Below are 20,671 nucleotides of genomic sequence, written 5' to 3'. Positions count from 1 at the left end.
TATCAACTCCCGCCGGTCAGCGAACGTTCCCGCGTCGCGGCCTTCAAAGCCGCGAGATCGATCTTGGGGGTGACCTTGTCGAGCGCAACCGGCAGGCGCTGGCGCCAGTTCGGATGCTCGTCGATCGTGCCGGGAATGTTGGGCTGGTCGACCACGCCGAGCAGGTCTTCCATAGACACCGCGAGCAGCCGCGACGGCGTGCGCGACAGGAAATTGAGCACGGAATAGAGATCGTTGGCCATGATGCCGTTCTGACGCAGGATCTGGTCGAGCCCGCCAAGCGCATTCCAGCGCGCCTGGTCGTCCTCGCCGGGATCGAGCCCGAGCGAGCGCTTCATCCTGAGGTCGCTGAAGGAGCGCCAACCCGCAAAGGTGCAGAGATCATGCGTGTTCAGCGTGACCAGCGCGTTCGGCCGGTAGTGATCGACATTGCGGAAATAGCCGGCATCGTCGCGCTCGAACATCATGACGAGATAGGACCAGATGCCGAAATCCTGCATGGTCTCGCGAAAACCTTCCGGCACGGTGCCAAGGTCTTCGCCGATCACGATACATTTGTGGGCGACGCTCTCGCGCACGACTGCGGCCAGCAGCGCCTCCAGCGGCATCTGCACATAGGCGCCGTTGTCGGGCTTGAAGCCGCGCGGCACCAGGTACAACCGCTTCAGGCCGAGCACGTGATCGAGCCGGATCGCGCCGGCATGGCGCATCGAGGCGGCCACCATGTTGGCGAACGGCACGAAGGATTGCGCCTCCAGGCCGCCGGCATTGAAGCCGGCGAGGCCCCAATCCTGCCCGACGGTATTGAGCACGTCGGGCGGCGCGCCGACCGCAAGGTGGCGGGAGATCGCCGTCTGCTCATTCCAGGCATCGAAGCCGTTGGACTGTACGCCGACGGCAACGTCGAGATAGAGCCCGACGCGCATGCCGAGTTGGGCCGACAGCTCCTTGGCCGCGTGCAATTGCGCGTCGGCGGTCCATTGCACGAATTCGACGAACTCGACCTCGCGGCTGTCGGGCCCCTTGCGGAGCTCGGCGCATTTGGCATCATCGGGTTGCTGCCATTCCACCGGCCAGTCCCACCATGGCCTCCCGAAACGATGCCTGAGAACCTCGAAGCAGGCAAAGCGCGACAGCAGCGGCCCCCGGTCCGCGCGGAAGGCATCGAACTGATTGCGGCGGACGCCGCTCGCGCTTTTCACGAAACTGTCAAAGGCGGCGCGCAGGCCCCGCCATTTGAGAGCCGCCATATCCGCGTACGGGACACGATCGCCCTCGCGCAGCCGCGCGGCGGTCGCAGCCGCGTCCGGGATGAGGTCTGGCGAGAATTCCGGGATGGCCTCGACGTCGATATAGAGCGGATTGAGAAACAACCGGCTGTTCGGCGAATAGGGGCTGCAATCGGCCGGATGATCGTCGAACAGGACATGCAGCGGGTTGAGCCCGACGCCGTCGGCGCCCAGCTGTTTGGCGAGCCTGACCAGGCCGGCCAGATCGGTGAAATCGCCGATGCCCCAATTGCGGTCCGAGCGGACGCTGTAGAGCTGCACGGCGACCAGCCAGCCGCGGTCGAAATCGCCGCCGAAGGCGCGCTCGGGTGCCACGATCATCGGCACCTCTTCCGTTGCGCCTGCCGCGTCGGTCAGCGTCAGCCGGTGATAACCAAGCGGCAGGCCGTCGGGCCAGGCGATCACGGGTTCGCGCGTCTCGCCTTGCGCGATCACATTGCCGCTGCCGGTGATTTGCCATTGCAAGGGCGCAGCGCCGAGGGCGGCCAGTTCGGTGCGGGCACCGCCGAGAGCGCGAACCACGACCGGCCCGCTGACGAAGCGGTAGATCCGCTTCTCCGGCAGGGCGTCGAGGATCGATTTCAGCGCGTCGGGCGCGGTGACCCGCAGCTTTCCGAGGGCATCGACGAATTCGGATTGAACGCCCTTGATCCGGGCTTGGGCTAAAAGGTCCATTCGGCACGCGGTTTGCAGGCCATTCTCAGGCCGGGGGCATCGATTTTAACGTGGTCGCGGAAGAAGTTAGCCGCACTTAACTCGCAAAGCGCGCCTGCCGTTCCCGAGGGAACCAATGACACGCAAGCGGCTTTCTATATAAGTAACAAGCGTAGGTTCCCGACAAGGGAAACGGGCCCCTGCACTCTTGTCAATGGCATCACCGTGAACAAGACAATTCAAACTGTCGAGAGCGCCGCTGCCGGCAGCGCTTTCCTGATCGAAGACGTCTATCCCCTGATTGATGGCGGCCGCTTCGCCGTGAAGCGGATCGCGGGCGATCGCGTCGAGGTGTGGGCCGACATCTATCGCGACGGCGACGCCACAATCAGCGCCGCGCTGATCTGGCGCGGCGAGCAGGACCGCGAATGGCGGCGCGAGATCATGACCCACCATGGCGACGACCGCTGGTCCGGTGCGTTCACACCGGTCGTATCAGGTCAATATGTCTACGCCATCGAGGCCTGGACCGACGAATTCGCCACCTGGCGTCACGGGCTCGAGCGCAAGCAGCTGTCCGGCGGCGACGTCACCCTTGATGCGATCGAGGGCGCGGGCCTCCTGACCAAGGCGCATGGCGCGCGAGAGGACGCCGCGGCCGTGATCGCCAGGCAATGTGAAAACTATCTCGACAGCGGCGATGTCGCGCCGTTGCTTGCGACCGAATTGAGGGAGGCCATGGCCGAGAGCCAGGCGCGACCCGACCTCACCCGCTCGCCGCTGTTTCCGTTGATCATCGACCGCGATAGAGCGCGCTTCGGCGCCTGGTATCAGATGATGCCGCGCAGCCAGAGCCGGGTCGCCGGCCAGCACGGCACGCTCCGCGACTGCATCGCGCGGGTGCCCGACATCGCCGCGATGGGTTTTGACGTGTTGTACTTCACGCCGATCCACCCGATCGGCCGCACCCGCCGCAAGGGCCGCAACAATTCGCCGGTGGCAAATGAGGGCGAGCCCGGCTCGCCCTACGCGATCGGCGCGGCCGAGGGCGGCCACGATGCGCTGCATCCCGAGCTCGGCACCATCGAGGATTTCCGCGCGCTGGTCGCGACCTGCCTCGAATACGGGCTCGAGCTCGCGCTCGATTTCGCCGTGCAGTGCTCGCCGGACCATCCCTGGCTGACGCAGCATCCGGAGTGGTTCAAATGGCGGCCGGACCGTTCGGTGCGCACGGCGGATGGTCCCTATTCGGATATCGTCATCCCCGATTTCGCCTCCGTCGACCGGGTCGGGCTCTGGAACGCGTTTCGCGACGCGATGCTGTTCTGGATCGACCATGGTGTGACCATCTTCGCGATCGACAATCACGACACCGCGCCGCTGCCGTTCTGGGAGTGGCTGATCCGCGACATTCGTCAGCGCCATCCGGAGGTGATCCTGTTCTCCAAGACCTTTGCGCGGCCGAAGCTGATGAAGGGCCTCGCCAAGCTCGGCTTCGCGCAATCCTTCAGCTATTTCCCATGGCGCACCGGGAAGTGGGAGCTGGAGCAATCTCTCGGCGAACTGACGCGTTACCCGGAGCGGGACTTTTATCGGCCCAACCTGTTCGTCAACACGCCGGACCTGCTGCTCTATCACCTCCAGAGCGGTGAGGCCTGGGCGTTCAAGTCGCGGCTCGCGCTGGCCGCAACGCTATCGGGCAATTACGGCGTCTATAGCGGGTTCGAACTGCTCGAGCACGAGGCTATCCCCGGCCGCGAGGAATATCAGGATTCCGAGAAGTACCAGATCAGGCAGCGCGACTGGGACCGGCCCGGCAACATCAAGCCCTACATCACCGCGCTCAACCGCATCCGCAACGACAACGCGGCGCTGCAGCAGACCACCAATCTGCGCTTCCTCGGCATCGATGACGGCGAGACCATTGCCTTTGCCAAGGAGGCGGGCGAACCGGCCAACACTGTTGTCGTCGCCGTCGCCCTCTCGCGCCACCTGCGCGAGTTCTGGCTGCCGCTCGGCGGCCTCACCATCGATGCCGGCGGCGAGCGCCGCCACGTCACCGCCCTCGAAAATCTCATGACAGGCGAACAGTCCCGCATCGAATGGGGCGGCATCAGGTTGCGTATCGATCCCGACCGCGATCCGGCGCTCATCTTCCGCTGCCTGGCGTAAGGATCACGCCATGAATGTACTGTCTTCCGTCGACACCAAGAAGGCCGAGGCTGCCGAGGCCGTGGATGAGCTCTGGTACAAGGACGCCATCGTCTACCAGCTCCACGTCAAGGCCTTTGCCGACAGCAACAATGACGGCATCGGCGATTTCGCGGGGCTGACCGAGAAGTTGCCCTATCTGCAGGACCTCGGCGTCACCGCGCTGTGGCTGCTGCCGTTCTACCCCTCGCCCGGCCGCGACGACGGCTACGACATCGGCGATTACGGCGCGGTCAATCCTGATTTCGGGACGATGAAGGACTTCAAGCGCTTCATCCAGGAGGCGCAGAAGCGTGGCTTGCGCGTCATCACCGAGCTCGTGGTCAACCACACCTCGGACCAGCACAAATGGTTCAAGCGCGCGCGCCGCAGCCCTGCCGGTTCGAGCGCCCGCAACTGGTATGTCTGGAGCGACACCGACCAGAAATACCAGGGCACGCGAATCATCTTCACCGACACCGAGAAGTCGAACTGGACCTGGGATCCCGAGGCTGGCGCGTTCTACTGGCACCGCTTCTTCTCGCACCAGCCCGACCTCAATTTCGACAATCCGCGCGTCGTCAGCGCCATCATCCAGGTGATGAAGCGTTGGCTCGACGCCGGTGTCGACGGCTTCCGGCTGGACGCCATTCCCTATCTTTGCGAGCGCGAGGGCACCTCGAACGAGAACCTGCCCGAGACGCACGCCATCATCAAGCGCCTGCGCCAGGAGCTGGACGCCTACTCCAAGGGAAAGCTGCTGCTGGCCGAGGCCAATCAATGGCCGGAGGACGTACAGGAATATTTCGGCCGTGGCGACGAATGCCACATGGCCTATCATTTCCCGCTGATGCCGCGCATCTACATGGCGATCGCGCAGGAGGACCGCTTCCCGATTACCGACATTCTGCGGCAGACGCCGGACATTCCCGCGAGCTGCCAATGGGCGCTGTTCCTGCGCAACCACGACGAGCTGACGCTGGAGATGGTCACCGACGTCGAGCGCGACTATCTCTGGACCACCTACGCCAACGATCCCCGCGCGCGCATCAATGTCGGCATCCGCCGGCGTCTTGCGCCGCTGATGGACAATGACCGGCGCAAGATCGAGCTGATGAACTCGATGCTGCTGTCCTTCCCCGGCACGCCAATCATCTATTACGGCGACGAGATCGGGATGGGCGACAATATCTATCTCGGCGACCGCAACGGCGTGCGCACGCCGATGCAGTGGAGCCCGGACCGCAATGGCGGCTTCTCGCGCGCCGATCCCGCCCGTCTCTATGCGCCGCCGATCATGGATCCCGTCTACGGCTATGACTCGGTCAACGTGGAGGCGCAGTCGCGCAGTCTGTCGTCGCTGCTCAGCGCCACCAAGCGGCTGATCTCGGTGCGCAAGTCGACGCTGGCCTTTGGCCGCGGCACCATGACCTTCATCCGTCCGGCCAACCGCGCCGTGCTCGCCTATGTCCGGCAATATCGCGACGAGGTGATCCTCTGCGTCGCGAATCTGTCGCGCGCGGCGCAGGCGACCGAGCTCGATCTGTCGCCGTGGAAGGACCGCATCCCGCAGGAAATGCTCGGCCGCACCCGCTTCCCCGCGATCGGGGAGCTGCCCTACATGATCACGCTGGGGCCTTACGGCTTCTACTGGTTCCAGCTTCAGGAGCGCGACAAGTCCGAGCCGATGACGCCGCGCGCGGTGCCCGAGTTCGAGACGCTGGTGGTGCCGGTGAATTCGAACTGGGTGTCGCTCGCCCGCGAGCGCGGCGTATTCGAACGCGACGTCCTGCCGGGATTTTTGGCACGAACGCGATGGTACCCCGAGCACAATCCCAAGCACATCAAGACGACGCTGACCTCGGCGGTGCCGTTCTGCGACATCGGAGACAACCGGCCCTGGATCGCGTTCTTCGAAGCGGCCCCGCGTGGCGTCGCCACGCGCTACGTGGTCCCGATGCAGATCGAGTGGGTACGCTTCGACCGCGAACGCTTCAACCCGAAGGCGCTCGCGGCCGTGCGCCAGGGCGCGCGCGAAGGCACGCTGCTTGACGTCGCGACCGACCAGATCTTCATCGGCCTGTTCCTGCGCAACCTGTCGCAGAACCTGGTAGTCGAAGAAAACAATCTGCGGCTCGAGTTCAAGCCGACCAGCCTGTTCTCCGAATATATCGTGAAGGAGCCCGCGCGCATCCGTGCGGTCGAGCAGTCGAACAGCACCGCGCTGGTCGACAACCAATACGTCGCCAAGATCTATCGCCAGCTCGAAAGCGGTGCCAACCCGGAGATCGAGATCGGCCACTATCTGACGGAGGTCGTGCGCTTCCCCAACACACCCGCACTGCTTGGCAGCGTCGAGCTGGTCGAAGGCGACAGCCGCAGCGCGCTCGGTGTCTTGCACGCCTTTGTCGAAAACCAGGGCGACGGCTGGGCCGTCACCACGGGCTATCTCGACCGCTATATCGACGAGCAACGTGTGCTGCCGCCGAATGAAATCCATCGCGAGACCCAGGAGCAGGGCCCCTATCTGCACTTCATGGCGCAGACCGGCCGGCGGCTCGCCGAGTTGCACATGGCGCTCGCCGCCGCAAAACCTGCCGATCTTGCCCCCGAGCCGATCACTCCTGCGCACGTCAAGCAATGGGCGTCCGACCTTAAGCAACGAGCGGAGCGGCTATTCGACCTGCTGGCCGAGAGCCGGGACGGCCTGCGCGAGGGCGATCGTCCGCTGGTCGACCAGCTGGTCGCGGTGCGCGCGACGCTGCCCGACCACCTCAACGCGCTCTTGCCATCCGACATCGGCGGGTTGAACATCCGTCATCATGGCGACTTCCGCCTCGGGCAAACTCTGATCGTGAAGGACGACATCTTCATCATCGATTTCGACGGCGATCCGCGTCTCGCGCTGGCCGACAAGCGGCGCAAGCTGCCTGCCGCGCGCGACGTCGCGGGTCTGGTCCGCTCGATTGATCTTTCGGTTAACGCGGCACTCAACCGGGCGATCTCCGGAGGCAGCGACGAGCAGGGCCGGCTCACGGCCGCGCTGGACGAATGGCGCGAACGCGCCACGGCAACCTTCCTGTCCGCCTATCGCGAGGCGATGACCGATCGGCGGCTCTGGCCAGCGAAGAACCATTCCGCGGAAAGCATGTTAAGGTTTTTCCTGCTTGATCAAGTGTTCGACGAGGTAGAGTACGAGCTGTCCCACCGGCCGGAGGGCCTCAATGCGCCGCTGACCGCCCTGCTTCGCATTCTGTCCAATGCCGAGAGCGAAGCCCATGCCTAAACTGCCTGCCGAAGCCTACGCGATTATCGAGGGCCGCCACTCCGACCCCTTCCACTACCTCGGACTGCATCCCGAAGGGAGCAAGAGCGTGGTGCGCGCTTTCCTGCCCGAAGCCTCGAACGTCGAGGCCGTCGGCGAGCACGGCGAGGTCGCCCAGCTTGACCGCGTCCACGAGTCCGGCCTGTTCATCGGCGCCCTGCCCAACGGCTCGAAGCATTACCAGCTCCGCGCCAAATTCGGCGACAACGTCGTCGAGTTCGAGGATGCCTATCGCTTCCCGCCGATCCTGACCGATTTCGACCTCTATCTGCTCGGCGAAGGTACCCATCAGCGGATCTACGACAAGCTCGGCGCGCATCCGATGCGGCTGGAGGGCATCGACGGCATCGGCTTTGTGGTGCTGGCCCCGAATGCGCGACGCGTCTCCGTGGTCGGCGATTTCAATTTCTGGGACGGGCGGCGTCACCCGATGCGGGTGCGCGGCGCCGGCTATTGGGAATTGTTCATTCCGCACGCCAAGGCCGGCGACCACTACAAGTTCGAGATCATCGGCCCACACGGCCATCTGCTGCCGCTGAAATCCGATCCGCTGGCGTTTGCCAGTGAGGTTCGGCCGAAGACGGCCTCCATCGTGTTCGACGAAGCGCATTTGCCACGCCCGCGTCCTGCGCCCGACGGCATCAACGCGCTCTCGGCGCCGATGTCGATCTATGAGGTCCATCTCGGCTCGTGGCGACGCAAGAACGGCGACGAGTGGCTGACCTATCGCGAGCTCGCCGAGCAGCTGCCGGCCTATGCGCGCGACATGGGCTTTACCCATCTCGAATTCCTGCCCGTCAGCGAGCATCCGTTCGACGGCTCCTGGGGCTATCAGCCGACCGGTCTCTATGCACCGACCAGCCGCTTCGGCTCGCCGGAAGATTTCGCGGCGCTGGTCGATGCCTGCCATCGCGAAGGCGTCGGCGTGCTGCTCGACTGGGTGCCCGGTCATTTCCCGGACGATCCGCACGGGCTCGGCAGCTTTGACGGCACCTCGCTGTACGAGCACGCCAACCCGCTGCAGGGCCGCCACCTCGATTGGGGCACGCTGATCTACAATTACGGCCGCACCGAAGTCACGAACTTCCTGGTGTCGAACGCACTGTTCTGGCTCGAGCGCTACGCCATCGACGGCCTGCGCGTCGATGCGGTCGCGTCCATGCTCTACCTCGATTACAGCCGCCCGCCCGGCGCGTGGATCCCGAACCAGTATGGCGGCCGCGAGAACATCGAGGCCATCAACTTTCTGCGCCGCTTCAACACCGAACTGTTCGCGCGCTTCCCGCAGGCGACCACCGCGGCCGAAGAATCCACGGCATGGCCGCAGGTCTCGCGCCCGGTGGAATTCGGCGGGCTCGGCTTCGGTTACAAGTGGAATATGGGCTGGATGCACGACACGCTGAACTACATCAGCAAGGATCCAATCCACCGCAAGCATCATCACGGCGATATCCTGTTCGGTCTGCACTACGCGTTCTCTGAAAACTTCATCCTGCCGCTGTCGCATGACGAGGTCGTTCACGGAAAGCGCTCGCTCCTGGGTCGCATGCCCGGCGACGAATGGCAGCGCTTTGCGAACTTGCGCGCCTATTACAGCTTCATGTTCGGCCACCCCGGCAAGAAGCTTTTGTTCATGGGCGCGGAGATCGCGCAGAGCCGCGAATGGAATCACGATCAGTCGCTCGATTGGCACCTGCTCGAATACAAATATCATTCCGGCATCCAGGCACTGATCCGCGACCTCAACCGGCTCTACCGCGCGGTGCCGGCGCTGCACCAGATGGATTGCGACCAGGCCGGATTCGAATGGCTGATCACCGATGACGCCAACCGCAACGTGTTCGCGTGGATGCGCAAGGGATTTGACGAGCACGCGCGCTGCCTGGCGATCGTCAACTTCTCGCCGAACGTCTACCGCAACTACCGCGTTCGCGTGCCGTTTGCCGGCAAGTGGAAAGAGGCGTTCAATTCGGACTCCGCCCATTATGGCGGCACGAATGTCGGGAACATCGGCGAGGTCCACACCGTTGACGGCAAGACGCCCGAGCTCCGCCTCACCATTCCGCCGCTCGCCGCGATCTTCCTCGTTCCGGAAAGCTGACCGATGCGTCTGACTGCTGGATCGCACGCACGCCTCGGCGCAAGCTGGGACGGACGCGGCACCAATTTCGCGCTGTTCTCAGCGAACGCGCAGAAGGTCGAGCTTTGCCTGTTCGACCCCCAGGGCCGGCGCGAGCTGGAGCGCATCGAATTACCGGAGCGTACCGAAGACGTCTGGCACGGCTACCTCAACGACGTCTCGCCGGGCCAGCTCTACGGCTACCGCGTGCACGGCCCCTACGAGCCCGAGCACGGCCACCGCTTCAACGCCAACAAATTGTTGCTCGACCCCTACGCCAAGCGGCTTGCCGGACGGCTGGTGTGGAGTGACGCGCATTTCGCCTATCGCACCGGCTCGGCGCGCGAGGATCTGTCGTTCGACCGACGCGACAATGCGCGCGGCATGCCCAAGGCCGTCGTGGTCGACGAGACCTTCAACTGGGGCCGGCGCGAGATCCGCCCCAACATCCCCTGGGAAGACACCATCATCTACGAGGCCCATGTCAAGGGCCTGACGCAGAAGCGCGACGACGTGCCGCCGAATTTGCGCGGCACCTATGGCGGCCTGTCGTCGCCGGCGATGATCGAGCATCTGAAGAAGCTCGGCGTCACCACGATCGAGCTCCTGCCGATCCACGCCTTCGTCGACGACCGCGTGCTGGTGGAGAAGAAGCTCGTCAATTACTGGGGTTACAACACGCTGTCCTTCTTTGCGCCGGAGCAGCGCTATGCCCAGGACAACGCGCTCGATTCCTTCCGCACCACGGTAGCGCGCCTGCACGATGCCGGCATCGAGGTGATGCTCGACGTCGTCTACAACCATACCGCCGAAGGCAATCATCTCGGGCCGACGCTGTGCTACCGCGGCATCGACAATGCCTCCTATTACTGGCTGAACCGCGATAACCCGCGCTACTACGACGACTTCACCGGCTGCGGCTCGTCGGTGAACCTCACCCATCCGCGCGTGCTGCAGATGGTGATGGATTCGCTGCGCTACTGGGTCGAGGTCTGCCATGTCGACGGTTTCCGCTTCGACCTCGCCACCACGCTGGCACGCGGTCCGAACGGCTATGATCGCGGCATCTCCTTTCTCACCGCGGTCCGGCAGGACCCGGTGCTCGCGACTGTCAAGCTCGTTGCCGAACCCTGGGACCTTGGCCTCGGCGGTTATCAGGTCGGCGCATTCCCCTCGCAATGGTCGGAGTGGAACGACCGCTATCGCAGCGCCATGCGCCGCTACTGGAGCGGGGAAGGCAGCCTGATCGGCGACATCTCCAGCCGCATGACGGCGTCCTCCGACCTGTTCAACCATGACGGACGGCGGCCGCGCGCCAGCATCAACCACATCACCGTGCATGACGGTTTCACGCTCGCCGACCTGTTCAGCTATAACGAGAAGCACAACGAGGCCAACGGCGAAGACAATCGCGATGGCTCCAGCGACAACCACAGCAACAATTGCGGTGTCGAGGGCCCGACCGACGATCCGAATATCCTCAGCCTGCGGCGGCAGCTGCGCAAGAACGTGCTGGCCTGCCTGATGCTGGCGCAAGGCATTCCGCTGATCCTCGCCGGCGACGAGGTCGGCAACACACAGTTTGGCAACAACAACGCCTACTGCCAGGACAACGAGGTCGGCTGGGTCGGCTGGGACAATCTCGGCAAGGACGGCGACGACATGGTCGATTTCGTCGCCGATCTCGCCGACATCCGCCGCCGGTTCTCGCAACTTCGCAGCCATCGCTGGCTCGACGGCCGCCCGAAGGACGGCATCTCCTACGGCGCGCTGTGGCTGACGCCCGCCGGCGACGAGATGACCGAAAACGACTGGAAGTTCCCGGAGGGGCGGTTCCTCGCCTATGTGATGGGGCCGATGGAACCGGGCAGCGCGGCGATCTTTATCGTATTGAACGCCGCCCCCGAAGAGATCGCATTCAAATTGCCCAGAATGCCCGAATACAAGAGCTGGCAGCAGATCCTGAACACGACGGATGCCAAGCTGAACAGCGTTGATTTCCTGTCCGGAAGCGACAGCAAGGCGCCGCCGCGCTCCGTGCTCGCCTTCGCGGGGGCGCTATGAGGGCGTCGTTCGGGGCGAAGCCGACCAAGGACGGCATATCGTTCCGTTTGTGGGCGCCTGGTGCGCGTCGCGTCGATCTCCTGCTCGAAACACGGCACGCGATGCAGCGCCGGCAGGATGGCTGGTATGTCGCCGAGATCGCCGGGCTGCCGGTCGGCAGCACCTACAAGTTTCGGATTGACGACGAGATCGACGTGCCCGATCCGGCATCGGCCTTTCAGCCGGAAGATGTGTTCGGCCCGAGCGAGGTGATCGATCACGACGCGTTTGCGTGGCGCGCGAAGGATTGGCGCGGCCGCCCCTGGGAAGAGACCGTGCTGATCGAGACCCATGTCGGCACCTTCACGGGCGAAGGCACCTACCGCGCCATGATCGACAAGCTCGATCATCTCGTCGCGACCGGCATCACGGCGCTGGAGCTGATGCCGCTGGCCGACTTCGCCGGCGGCCGCGGCTGGGGCTATGACGGCGTGCTCTGGTACGCGCCCGACAGCGCCTATGGCCGCCCCGAACAGCTGAAGACGCTAATCGACGAAGCCCATCTGCGCGGGCTGATGGTGTTCCTGGACGTCGTCTACAATCACTTCGGTCCCGAGGGAAACTACCTCGGCCGCTACGCGCCGACGTTCTTCACCGACGCGCACACCCCTTGGGGCAGCACCATCGATTATCGCGTGCCGCAGGTGCGGGCCTTCGCCGTCGAGAATGCGTTGTCCTGGCTCAGCGACTACCGTTTCGACGGGTTGAGGCTCGATGCCGCCAACCACATCATGGCGATCCCCGGTGAACAATCAGTGCTGCACGACCTCAGCGCGGCCGCCGGTGAGCTCGCCAAGGCCACCGGGCGGCACATTCATCTGGTGCTGGAGAACGGCGACAACCGTGCGAGCCTGCTTGATGCCGCACAGGAGCCGCCGAACGGCAAATATCGCGCGCAGTGGAACGATGATTATCACCACGTCTGGCATGTGATGCTGACCGGCGAACTCGCCGGTTACTACGCCGACTACCAGACGCCCCGCCTGGATCTCGCACGCGCACTCGGTTCGGGTTTCGTCTACCAGGGCGAGATCTCGGAATTCTGGGGCAAGAAGCCGCGCGGCGAAGCGAGCGGCGAATTGCCGCCGACAAGCTTCGTCAACTTCCTGCAGAACCACGACCAGATCGGTAATCGCCCGCTCGGCGACCGCCTGGAAAGCTTGGCATCGCCGCAGCAGATCGAGGCTGCACTTGCGGTCACGTTGCTCGCACCGATGGTGCCGATGCTGTTTCAGGGTGAGGAATGGGGCTCGACGGCCCCCTTTCCGTTCTTCTGTGATTTCCATGGCGGCCTTGTCGACGCTGTCCGCAAAGGCCGCCGGCAGGAATACGCCTGGGCCTACGAGAAATATGGCGACGACGTGCCGGATCCGTTCGATCCGGCAACGCTGCAATCGGCCGTGCTGGACTGGACCGGGCGCACGCCGGCGCAGGGCACCCGGCTCGCGCTGGTGCGAGAGCTGCTCGCGGTTCGTCGCAAGGAGATCGCCCCGCGGCTCAAAGACGCGAGCTTCGGCGGCGCCGAAGCTTCCGACAACGGCTTGCTCGTCGCGCATTGGCGGATGGGCGACGGCGCCACGCTGCGCCTGACTGCCAATCTGTCGGACAAGGATATCGCACATTCCATCAGCAATGCGGGCGCGCCGATCTGGGGCAGCGCAAGCGGCGATCGGCTTCCACCCTGGTCGGTGATCTGGCATCTCGGAAGTTGAAATGCCCTCCGCGATTCCCCTCGCAACTTACCGGCTCCAGCTCACCGCGGATTTCGACTTCGACAAGGCCGCGGCGGCGGTGCCTTACCTGAAGGCGCTCGGGATCACGCATCTCTACGCCTCGCCGGTGATGAAGGCGCGCAAGGGCTCGACCCACGGCTACGACACCGTCGATCACACCCAGTTCAATCCGGAGCTTGGTGGCGAGGCCGGCTTTGCGCGGCTCGGCGACGCGCTCGCGCAGCACGGTCTCGGTCTCATCATCGACTTCGTGCCGAACCATGTCGGCGTGCATTTTGCCGACAATCCCTGGTGGCTGGACGTGCTGGAATGGGGCCAGGCCTCGCCACACGCGGTGTCCTTCGATATCGACTGGGATCAATTGGCTTACCGCGCCCGCGGCGGCGTGCTGCTGCCGATCCTCGGCTCTTCCTATGGCGAGGCGCTGGAGCGCGGCGACATCGCGCTCCGCTACGATTGCGACGAAGGCAGCTTTTCCGCCTGGTACTTTGAGCATCGCCTGCCGATCGCGCCGGAGCGCTATGGCGAGTTGCTGCGGATGATCGTGAAGGAGGCGGACGCCGCCGAGACCGCGGCGGGCAAACGCCTGCTCTCGCTCGCCGCGCGCTATACCGGCTTGCGCCGGCCGAACCGCAAGGAAGCTCCCGGCTTCAAGACCGAACTGAAAGAGATCGCCGGCGCCGCCGACATCATCGCGCACGGCCTCGGCGCCTACCGCGCGGGAAAAGATCGCCCGGCGCAAACGCTGGCGCTGCATCATCTGCTGGAGCGGCAGAACTACAAGCTCGGGCACTGGCGGCTCGCCTCCAGCGACATCAATTATCGCCGCTTCTTCGACGTCAACGGGCTCGCCGGCCTGCGTGTCGAGGACGCGAGCACCTTCGCGGCCACGCACCGGCTGGTGAAGCAGCTCGTTGCCGACGGCAAGCTGCAGGGCATTCGCCTCGACCATATCGACGGCCTGCGCGACCCCGCGCAATATTGCCAGCGGCTGCGCCGGCTGGTGCGCGACGCGCAAGGCAACACCAAGCCGTTCTACACGGTGATCGAAAAGATCCTGTGCGAACACGAACGACTGCCGCATTTCGCCGGCGTCCAGGGCACCACCGGCTATGAGTGGATGAACGCCATTACCCAGGTTCTGGTCGACGCCAAGGGGCTGGAGGCGCTGGACGAGACCTGGCGCCAGATCAGCAACCGGCCGCCGCGACTCGCGCCTTACGTCAAGGACGCCAAGCGGCGCGTGCTGGAGACACTGCTGACCAGCGAATTTACCGTGCTGACCCGGCTGCTCGCGCGCATCGCCAACGGGCACTACTCGACCCGCGATTTTTCCGCCGACAGTTTGCGGCAGGCACTGGAATTGTATGTGCTGCACTTCCCGGTCTATCGCACCTATTTGACGCATAGCGGACCGACGGCGCTCGACCGGAAACTGATCGACGACACCATCGAGCGCGCCCGCGCCGAATGGTTCGCCGCCGACGAGGGCATTTTCGACTTCCTGCGCGACGCGCTGACCATGGACCTGCTCAAGCCCGACCGCCCGCCGCACAGCGCTCCGCGCGTGCGCCGTTTTGCGCTGAAGGTGCAGCAATTCACCGGGCCGATGATGGCAAAATCGCTGGAGGACACCGCGTTCTATCAATTCCACCGGCTGCTGGCGCTGAACGAGGTCGGCGGCGATCCCGCAAGCAAGGGCCTCAGCATTCCCGCCTTCCACGAGGCGATGCGGGCCCGCGCCAGGGAATGGCCGCAGGGGATGGCGGCGACCGCCACCCACGACACCAAGCGCGGCGAGGACGCCCGTGCGCGGATCGCGGCGCTCAGCGAAATTCCGGGCGAATGGACCAGCGCGGTTTCGCGCTGGAAGGTGCTGAACGCGCCGCATCTCGCGCTCCAGGGCAATCTGCGCGCGCCATCGGCGACATTCGAATATATGCTCTACCAGACCCTGCTCGGCGCCTGGCCGCTCGAGGGGATTGATGGCAGTTTCGTCGAGCGGATCCAGGCCTATGCGTTGAAAGCCGCACGCGAGGGCAAGGAAGAAACGAGCTGGCTCAATCCACATGAGGCCTATGAGAGCGGCGTCCGGAACTTCATCGAGAAAATCCTCGATCCCGCACTGTCAGGCGAATTCCTGGAGGCGCTACAGACCCTCGCACGCCGTGTCGCGCTGCTCGGTGCGCTGAATTCGCTGAGCCAACTCACGCTGAAGGCGACGCTGCCGGGCGTGCCCGATTTCTACCAGGGCACCGAATACTGGGACCTGTCGCTGGTCGATCCCGACAACCGCCGCCCCGTGGATTTTGCCGGACGCCAGGCGGCCTTGAGTTCGTTAGAAACGCCGCACTGGAATGGACTGATCAAGAGCTGGCCGGACGGACAGCTCAAGCTCGCCTGGACGCGGCATCTCCTCAGGCTGCGTAAAGAACTCGGCGACGTCTTCGCGCAGGGCGACTATCAGCCGCTCAACGTCCGTGGCGCACACGCGGACCATGTCATTGCCTTTGCCCGTCGCCGCGGCCGCGCTGCCGCGGTCGTCGTGGTCGCACGCCGGTTCGCGCCCTTCACGCAAGCGGGGCGGGAATGGCCCACACTGGAAGGGTTTGACGCAACCGTCGACATCAGCGGCTTTACCGCGCCGGGCTTTGCGGGCAACGAGCTGGCGCTCGCGCAGGCGTTTCGGGACTTTCCTGCTGCGGTCGTCGAGGCCCGCGCGGCAAGCGCCATCCGTCATGCGCGGAAACCCGCGCGCGCCTGACGGCTATTTTCCCTCGCCCTTGGTCAGCAGCAATTGTCCGCGCTTGCGGATGGTCGCCTGCGCCATCTCGGCAAAGCGCTGCAGCAGCCACGGCAGCACCACCTCGACCTTGACGCGATCGTCGGCGACATCGACCTGGCCCGTCGCGATCTGCCCGAGCGCGCGGATGCGAAAGGCCAGAGTGTCGCCGCTCCAGCGCTCCTCCTCGACCTGCACCACGGGAATGCTTGCTGCGGCGCGGCCGAGCCCGGTCTTGAGCCGGCGCACCGCCTCTTCGCGGCCGAGGCGATGCGGAATTGAAACGACAAGCGGTGCTGACATGGCCCTGCCCTGTACTGATTGATCCTCACATAGTCATGCCGGCTGGATGGTCAAAGGTTCCATGCGGTTCGCGCCTGCGATCCTGTTTCACATGCGGAACTTTCAAACCTGCGGCAAGTTGCCGTGGGCACAACGTACAAACACAACCCTCTGACAAAGGGCTGGAGGAGATTCGCATGTCTATCGGTACGATCATTCTGATCATCCTGGTCATCGCCCTGCTCGGCGGCTTCAGCGGCATTGGCGGTGGCCCGTTCTACGGCACCGGGTATTACGGCGGCGGCGGCCTCGGGCTCGTGATCATCATCCTGCTGATCCTGCTGCTGATGGGACGGATCTAGTTAGCTTCCATAGGGTGGTGGGTTAGCCGCAAGGCGTAACCCACCTCTTTTTTTTCGCGTCAACGAAGTGGTGGGTTACGCTTCGCTAACCCACCCTACTTCGTTTCCCCGCCAGCTTCTTCATTGCCACCTTGATCGACGTAGCCGCTTCGTCGTAGCCGCTCCAGGCTTTCGAACGCGACAACAACGCGGGCACGGTTCTCACCGTGAATTTCTTCGGATCGAGATCGCCCTTCACCTGCGCCCAGGTGACCGGCATCGACACGGTCGCGCCATCGCGGGCACGCGGCGATAGCGGCGCGACCGCCGTCGACATCCGATCGTTGCGCAGATAGTCCAGAAAGATCTTTCCCTTGCGCAGCTTCTTGGACATATTGAGCAGATAGCGCTCGGGATCCTCATCTGCCATCCATTGGCAGACGCCTTGCGCGAACGCCTTGGCTTCCTTCCAGCTCACCTTGTCGCGTGCGCCGTGGAGCAGCGGCACCACGACGTGAAGGCCCTTGCCGCCCGTCGTCTTGCAAAAGCTCTCCATGCCGAGGTCGGTGAGCCGCTGGCGCATCTCCTTTGCCGCTTCGACGACATCGGCAAACCTCACCTCCGGCGCGGGATCGAGATCGAACACCAGCCGGCCCGGCGTGTCATAGGCGTCAGGCGCGCAATTCCAGGGATGCAGCTCCACGCCGCCGATCTGAGCGACCGCCGCAAGCCCCTCGACACGGTCGACCTGCAAATACGGCTTGCGATCGCCGGAGACTTTGCGAGTTCCAGAAGATTGGATGTTCCCTGCGTGGCGTGGCGCTGGAAGAAACACTCGCCCTTGATGCCATCGGGTGCGCGTATCAGCGAGCATGGCCGGCCCTTGAGGTGCACGATCATCCATTCGCCGACGGCCTCGAGATAGCGCGCAAGATCAAGCTTTGTGACGCCCTCGCCGTCGCCGCCGTCCGGCCATAACTCTTTCTCCGGCTTCGAGATGATGGCGCCCATCACCTCGGCGGTGCCCTTCGCTTTGGCCGGCTTCGCTGCAGCGCGCTTGCGGGCGGAAGGCTGCGTGAGCTTGGTATCCGCAGGTGTTTCCGCCTCGACCTCCTCGGCCGGCTTGTCCTGCCGCAGGCCCTTGAACGCGGCCTGGCGGATGTTGCCATCGGCGGTGAACCCGGCAAATTCGATCTCGGCCACCAGCTCCGGCTTGACCCAGTGCACGTCACGCGTCTTCTTCGGCGCATTTTTGCCGCCGAACGGGTTTTCGCTCGACGCCGCCTGCTTCAGGAACGGCATGATGCGCTTGACCTTGTCGGCGCCAAAGCCGGTGCCGACCATGCCGACAAAGGCGAGATGATCGCCGCGATGTACGCCGGCCATCAGCGAACGGAATTTGCCGTTGGTGGTCTTGTAGCCGCCGATCACGACCTCATGACCGGCCCGGCATTTGGCCTTGGTCCAGCTCTCGGTCCGGCCAGAGCGATAGGGCGCATCGAGCTTCTTGGACACGACTCCTTCGAGCTCGAGCTTGCAGGCCGATTGCAGCACCGCATCTCCGCCGCTTTCGAAATGCTCGACATAGCGGACCTGGCTCGTCTTCTTCTTGCGCGTTTCGAGGAGCGCCTTGAGGCGCTCCTTGCGTTCACCGAGCGGCAGAGGGCGGTAATCGAGGCCCTCGGCAAACAGGAGGTCGAAGGCGAAGAAGATCAGGTCCTCGGTCTTGCCGTCCGACAGCGCGGCCTGGAGCGAGGAAAAATTCGGCGCGCCGTTGTGGTCGAGCGCGACGATCTCGCCATCGATCAGCGCGTCCGGCAGCGCGCCAGCCTCCTTCGCAATCGAAGCGAACTTGTCGGTCCAGTCGAGACCCTTGCGGGTCTTCAGCGTCGCCTTGCCGTCCTCGACCCGAAGCTGCACGCGATAGCCGTCGAACTTGATCTCGTGACACCAGCCATCGCCCGCCGGCGGCCGTTCGACCGAGGTGCAGAGCTGCGGTGCCACGAACTCCGGCATCTCCGAGACCTTCTTGGCGGTCGCCGCCTTGGCTGCTTTCCTGCCGCTCTTCAACGCCGTGCGCGGCGCCGGCTTGACAGTACGCCCTTTCGGCTCCTCGGCGCGATTGGACTGCCAGACCGCATCGGCTTTGCCCTTGGCGCTATTCGCCTGCATGAAAGGCTTTGGCGCCCTTCCCTTGCCCTCGGCGATCTGCTCCATCGCACGCCCGGAGGCGACCGACTTGTCTTCATCGAGAATGGTGTTGTCCTTGCCCTCTCGCGCATATTCGTCGCGATGCTTGATCAGGAGCCAGTTGGTTCGCTTGCCGCCGGTACGGTCATTGCGCATCCGCACCAGCACCCAGCTGCCGTGGAGCTTGTCACCGTGCAGCGTGAACTTCAGGTCGCCCTTCTTGAAGCCCCGTTCGGGATCCTCCGCCTCCCAATAACCGCGGTCCCACAGCATCACCGTGCCGCCGCCATACTGGCCCTCCGGAATGGTGCCTTCGAAATCACCGTAGTCGAGCGGGTGATCCTCGACCTCGACCGCCAGCCGCTTGTCGTGCGGGTCGAGCGAGGGTCCCTTTGTCACGGCCCATGACTTGAAGACACCATCGAACTCCAGCCGCAGATCGTAATGGAGCCGCGTCGCATCGTGCTTCTGGATCACAAAACGCCGCTGCGTCGACGGGGCCACCGCCGTCGCCCCAGAAGGCTCGGGCGTGATCTCGAAATCCCGCTTCTTGCGATAGGTGGAGAGGTTTCTCAGCACTGCCGGTCCTGCATTCTTGCACGCATATCCAAGCCTATCACGGCCAGAGTCCCACCCGGAACCAAAACCCCCAACCCGGGTTGGAGTTCCGAAACGCCTTGAAAACGCTGGAGAATGGAATGGCTCCCCGCGCCTATTGGAAAGGGACATTGAAGCTCTCGCTGGTGAGCTGCCCGGTCGTGCTCTATCCGGCCGCGACCGCGGCCGAGAAGACCCGGTTTCACATGATCAACCGCGAGACCGGCAACCGGCTGAAGCAGCAGATGGTCGATTCCGAGACCGGCGACATCGTCGAGAGCGACCAGAAGGGCCGCGGCTACGAGCTGCGTAAGGGCAAATATGTCGAGATCGAGCCGGAGGAGCTCGAGGCCGTCCAGATCGAGAGCAATCACACCATCGACATCGAAAGCTTCGTGCCGAGCGAGGAGATCGACCAGCGCTATCTCAACCATCCCTACTACATCGCGCCCGACGGCAAGGCTGCGGTGGATGCGTTTGCCGTGATCCGCGACGCCATGAAGGACCAGGACCGCGTGGCGCTCGCCAAGATCGTGCTCACCAATCGCGAGCACATCATCGCGATCAAACCGCTTGGCAAGGGCCTGCTCGGCACCACGCTGCGCTTCCCTTACGAGCTGCGCGATCAGGACCAGTTCTTCGACGACATCAAGAGCCCGAAGATCACCAAGGACATGGTCGAGCTCGCCGGGCACATCCTCCACACCAAGGCGGCGCATTTCGACCCGAGCAAATTCAAGGACGACTACGAGACCGCGCTGAAAGCGCTGGTGAAACGCAAGGCCAGCGGCAAGACCATCGAGCTGCCGGAGCGCGAGGAACGGCCGAGCAACGTCGTCAGCCTGATGGATGCGCTGAAGCAGAGCCTGAAACGGCGCGGCGGGAAGAAGACGACGGCGAAGTCGCATGCGCGGCGGGCGACTGGACGGCAGCGGGCTGCCAGGAAGACGCAGCGGGCGACGGCGCGGCACAGGAAGGCGGGGTAATTCATCCTGTCATTGCGATCGCAAGCGAAGCAATCCAGAACTTTTCCGCGGAGGGACTCTGGATTGACGGTGTTGATGCA

General features: G+C 64.2%; 10 protein-coding genes and 1 pseudogene. 8 read left to right on the top strand and 3 right to left on the bottom strand.

Annotated elements, in window-relative coordinates; all coding sequences use genetic code 11:
• Nucleotides 1–2: 2 nt before the first annotated feature.
• Nucleotides 3–1,964 carry a 4-alpha-glucanotransferase gene (gene malQ, locus ACTGJ9_RS14425; protein WP_456677580.1) on the bottom strand — a complete coding sequence of 654 codons (1,962 nt, stop codon included), beginning with the start codon at nt 1,962–1,964 and terminating at the stop codon, nt 3–5.
• 204 nt (nt 1,965–2,168) lie between these two features.
• On the opposite strand from malQ, the gene ACTGJ9_RS14420 reads away from it, so the two are divergent.
• Genes ACTGJ9_RS14420 through treY form a run of 6 tightly spaced genes read left to right on the top strand, consistent with a single transcriptional unit; the run spans nt 2,169 to nt 16,177 of the window.
• Nucleotides 2,169–4,115, top strand: coding sequence for a maltotransferase domain-containing protein (locus tag ACTGJ9_RS14420; RefSeq protein WP_456677579.1), 1,947 nt, complete (start codon nt 2,169–2,171; stop codon nt 4,113–4,115).
• A 10-nt stretch (nt 4,116–4,125) separates the two neighbouring features.
• Nucleotides 4,126–7,419, top strand: a complete 3,294-nt coding sequence (gene treS, locus ACTGJ9_RS14415; protein WP_456677578.1) for a maltose alpha-D-glucosyltransferase — start codon at nt 4,126–4,128, stop codon at nt 7,417–7,419.
• Complete coding sequence (gene glgB, locus ACTGJ9_RS14410) at nt 7,412–9,559, top strand: 1,4-alpha-glucan branching protein GlgB (protein WP_456677577.1); 2,148 nt, start codon at nt 7,412–7,414, stop codon at nt 9,557–9,559. Before treS ends, glgB begins: the two co-directional genes overlap by 8 nt.
• 3 nt (nt 9,560–9,562) lie before the next feature.
• Nucleotides 9,563–11,641, top strand: a complete 2,079-nt coding sequence (glgX, locus tag ACTGJ9_RS14405) for a glycogen debranching protein GlgX (protein ID WP_456677576.1) — start codon at nt 9,563–9,565, stop codon at nt 11,639–11,641.
• A complete protein-coding gene (gene treZ, locus ACTGJ9_RS14400; protein ID WP_456677575.1) occupies nt 11,638–13,392 on the top strand; it encodes a malto-oligosyltrehalose trehalohydrolase in 1,755 nt (584 codons plus the stop codon). The genes glgX and treZ overlap by 4 nt, the downstream gene beginning before the upstream one ends.
• Before the next feature lies 1 nt (nt 13,393).
• Nucleotides 13,394–16,177 (top strand): malto-oligosyltrehalose synthase, encoded by a 2,784-nt coding sequence (gene treY / locus ACTGJ9_RS14395; RefSeq protein ID WP_456677574.1) that lies wholly within the window; start codon nt 13,394–13,396, stop codon nt 16,175–16,177.
• 3 nt (nt 16,178–16,180) lie between these two features.
• Here the strand turns inward: treY and ACTGJ9_RS14390 are convergent, their stop codons facing one another.
• The gene (locus tag ACTGJ9_RS14390; protein ID WP_456677573.1) at nt 16,181–16,498 is read right to left on the bottom strand and encodes a polyhydroxyalkanoic acid system family protein; all 318 of its coding nucleotides are present in this window, start codon (nt 16,496–16,498) and stop codon (nt 16,181–16,183) included.
• 176 nt (nt 16,499–16,674) lie between these two features.
• Between ACTGJ9_RS14390 and ACTGJ9_RS14385 the strand changes: the two genes are divergently transcribed.
• Nucleotides 16,675–16,839, top strand: coding sequence for a DUF3309 family protein (locus ACTGJ9_RS14385; RefSeq protein ID WP_084298933.1), 165 nt, complete (start codon nt 16,675–16,677; stop codon nt 16,837–16,839).
• 85 nt (nt 16,840–16,924) lie between these two features.
• Here ACTGJ9_RS14385 and ligD read toward each other — a convergent pair.
• A pseudogene (gene ligD / locus ACTGJ9_RS14380) lies at nt 16,925–19,737 on the bottom strand (DNA ligase D).
• On the opposite strand from ligD, the gene ku reads away from it, so the two are divergent.
• A complete protein-coding gene (gene ku, locus ACTGJ9_RS14375; protein ID WP_456677572.1) occupies nt 19,707–20,591 on the top strand; it encodes a non-homologous end joining protein Ku in 885 nt (294 codons plus the stop codon). The pseudogene ligD and the gene ku overlap by 31 nt on opposite strands.
• Nucleotides 20,592–20,671: the final 80 nt, after the last annotated feature.

It is taken from the genome of Bradyrhizobium sp. RDM12 (assembly GCF_051917485.1).
Lineage (GTDB): Bacteria > Pseudomonadota > Alphaproteobacteria > Rhizobiales > Xanthobacteraceae > Bradyrhizobium.
The sequence above is the reverse complement of the archived record's forward strand: the minus strand, read 5'-3'. Positions and strand labels throughout refer to the sequence as shown.

Excerpts from the sequence above, each read along its gene's own strand:
- ACTGJ9_RS14390 (WP_456677573.1), bottom strand. The coding sequence starts at position 16,498 with ATGTCAGCACCGCTTGTCGTTTCAATTCCGCATCGCCTCGGCCGCGAA.
- ACTGJ9_RS14385 (WP_084298933.1), top strand. The coding sequence starts at position 16,675 with ATGTCTATCGGTACGATCATTCTGATCATCCTGGTCATCGCCCTGCTC.
- glgB (WP_456677577.1), top strand. The coding sequence starts at position 7,412 with ATGCCTAAACTGCCTGCCGAAGCCTACGCGATTATCGAGGGCCGCCAC.
- ku (WP_456677572.1), top strand. The coding sequence starts at position 19,707 with ATGGCTCCCCGCGCCTATTGGAAAGGGACATTGAAGCTCTCGCTGGTG.
- treS (WP_456677578.1), top strand. The coding sequence starts at position 4,126 with ATGAATGTACTGTCTTCCGTCGACACCAAGAAGGCCGAGGCTGCCGAG.
- treY (WP_456677574.1), top strand. The coding sequence starts at position 13,394 with ATGCCCTCCGCGATTCCCCTCGCAACTTACCGGCTCCAGCTCACCGCG.
- treZ (WP_456677575.1), top strand. The coding sequence starts at position 11,638 with ATGAGGGCGTCGTTCGGGGCGAAGCCGACCAAGGACGGCATATCGTTC.
- glgX (WP_456677576.1), top strand. The coding sequence starts at position 9,563 with ATGCGTCTGACTGCTGGATCGCACGCACGCCTCGGCGCAAGCTGGGAC.
- malQ (WP_456677580.1), bottom strand. The coding sequence starts at position 1,964 with ATGGACCTTTTAGCCCAAGCCCGGATCAAGGGCGTTCAATCCGAATTC.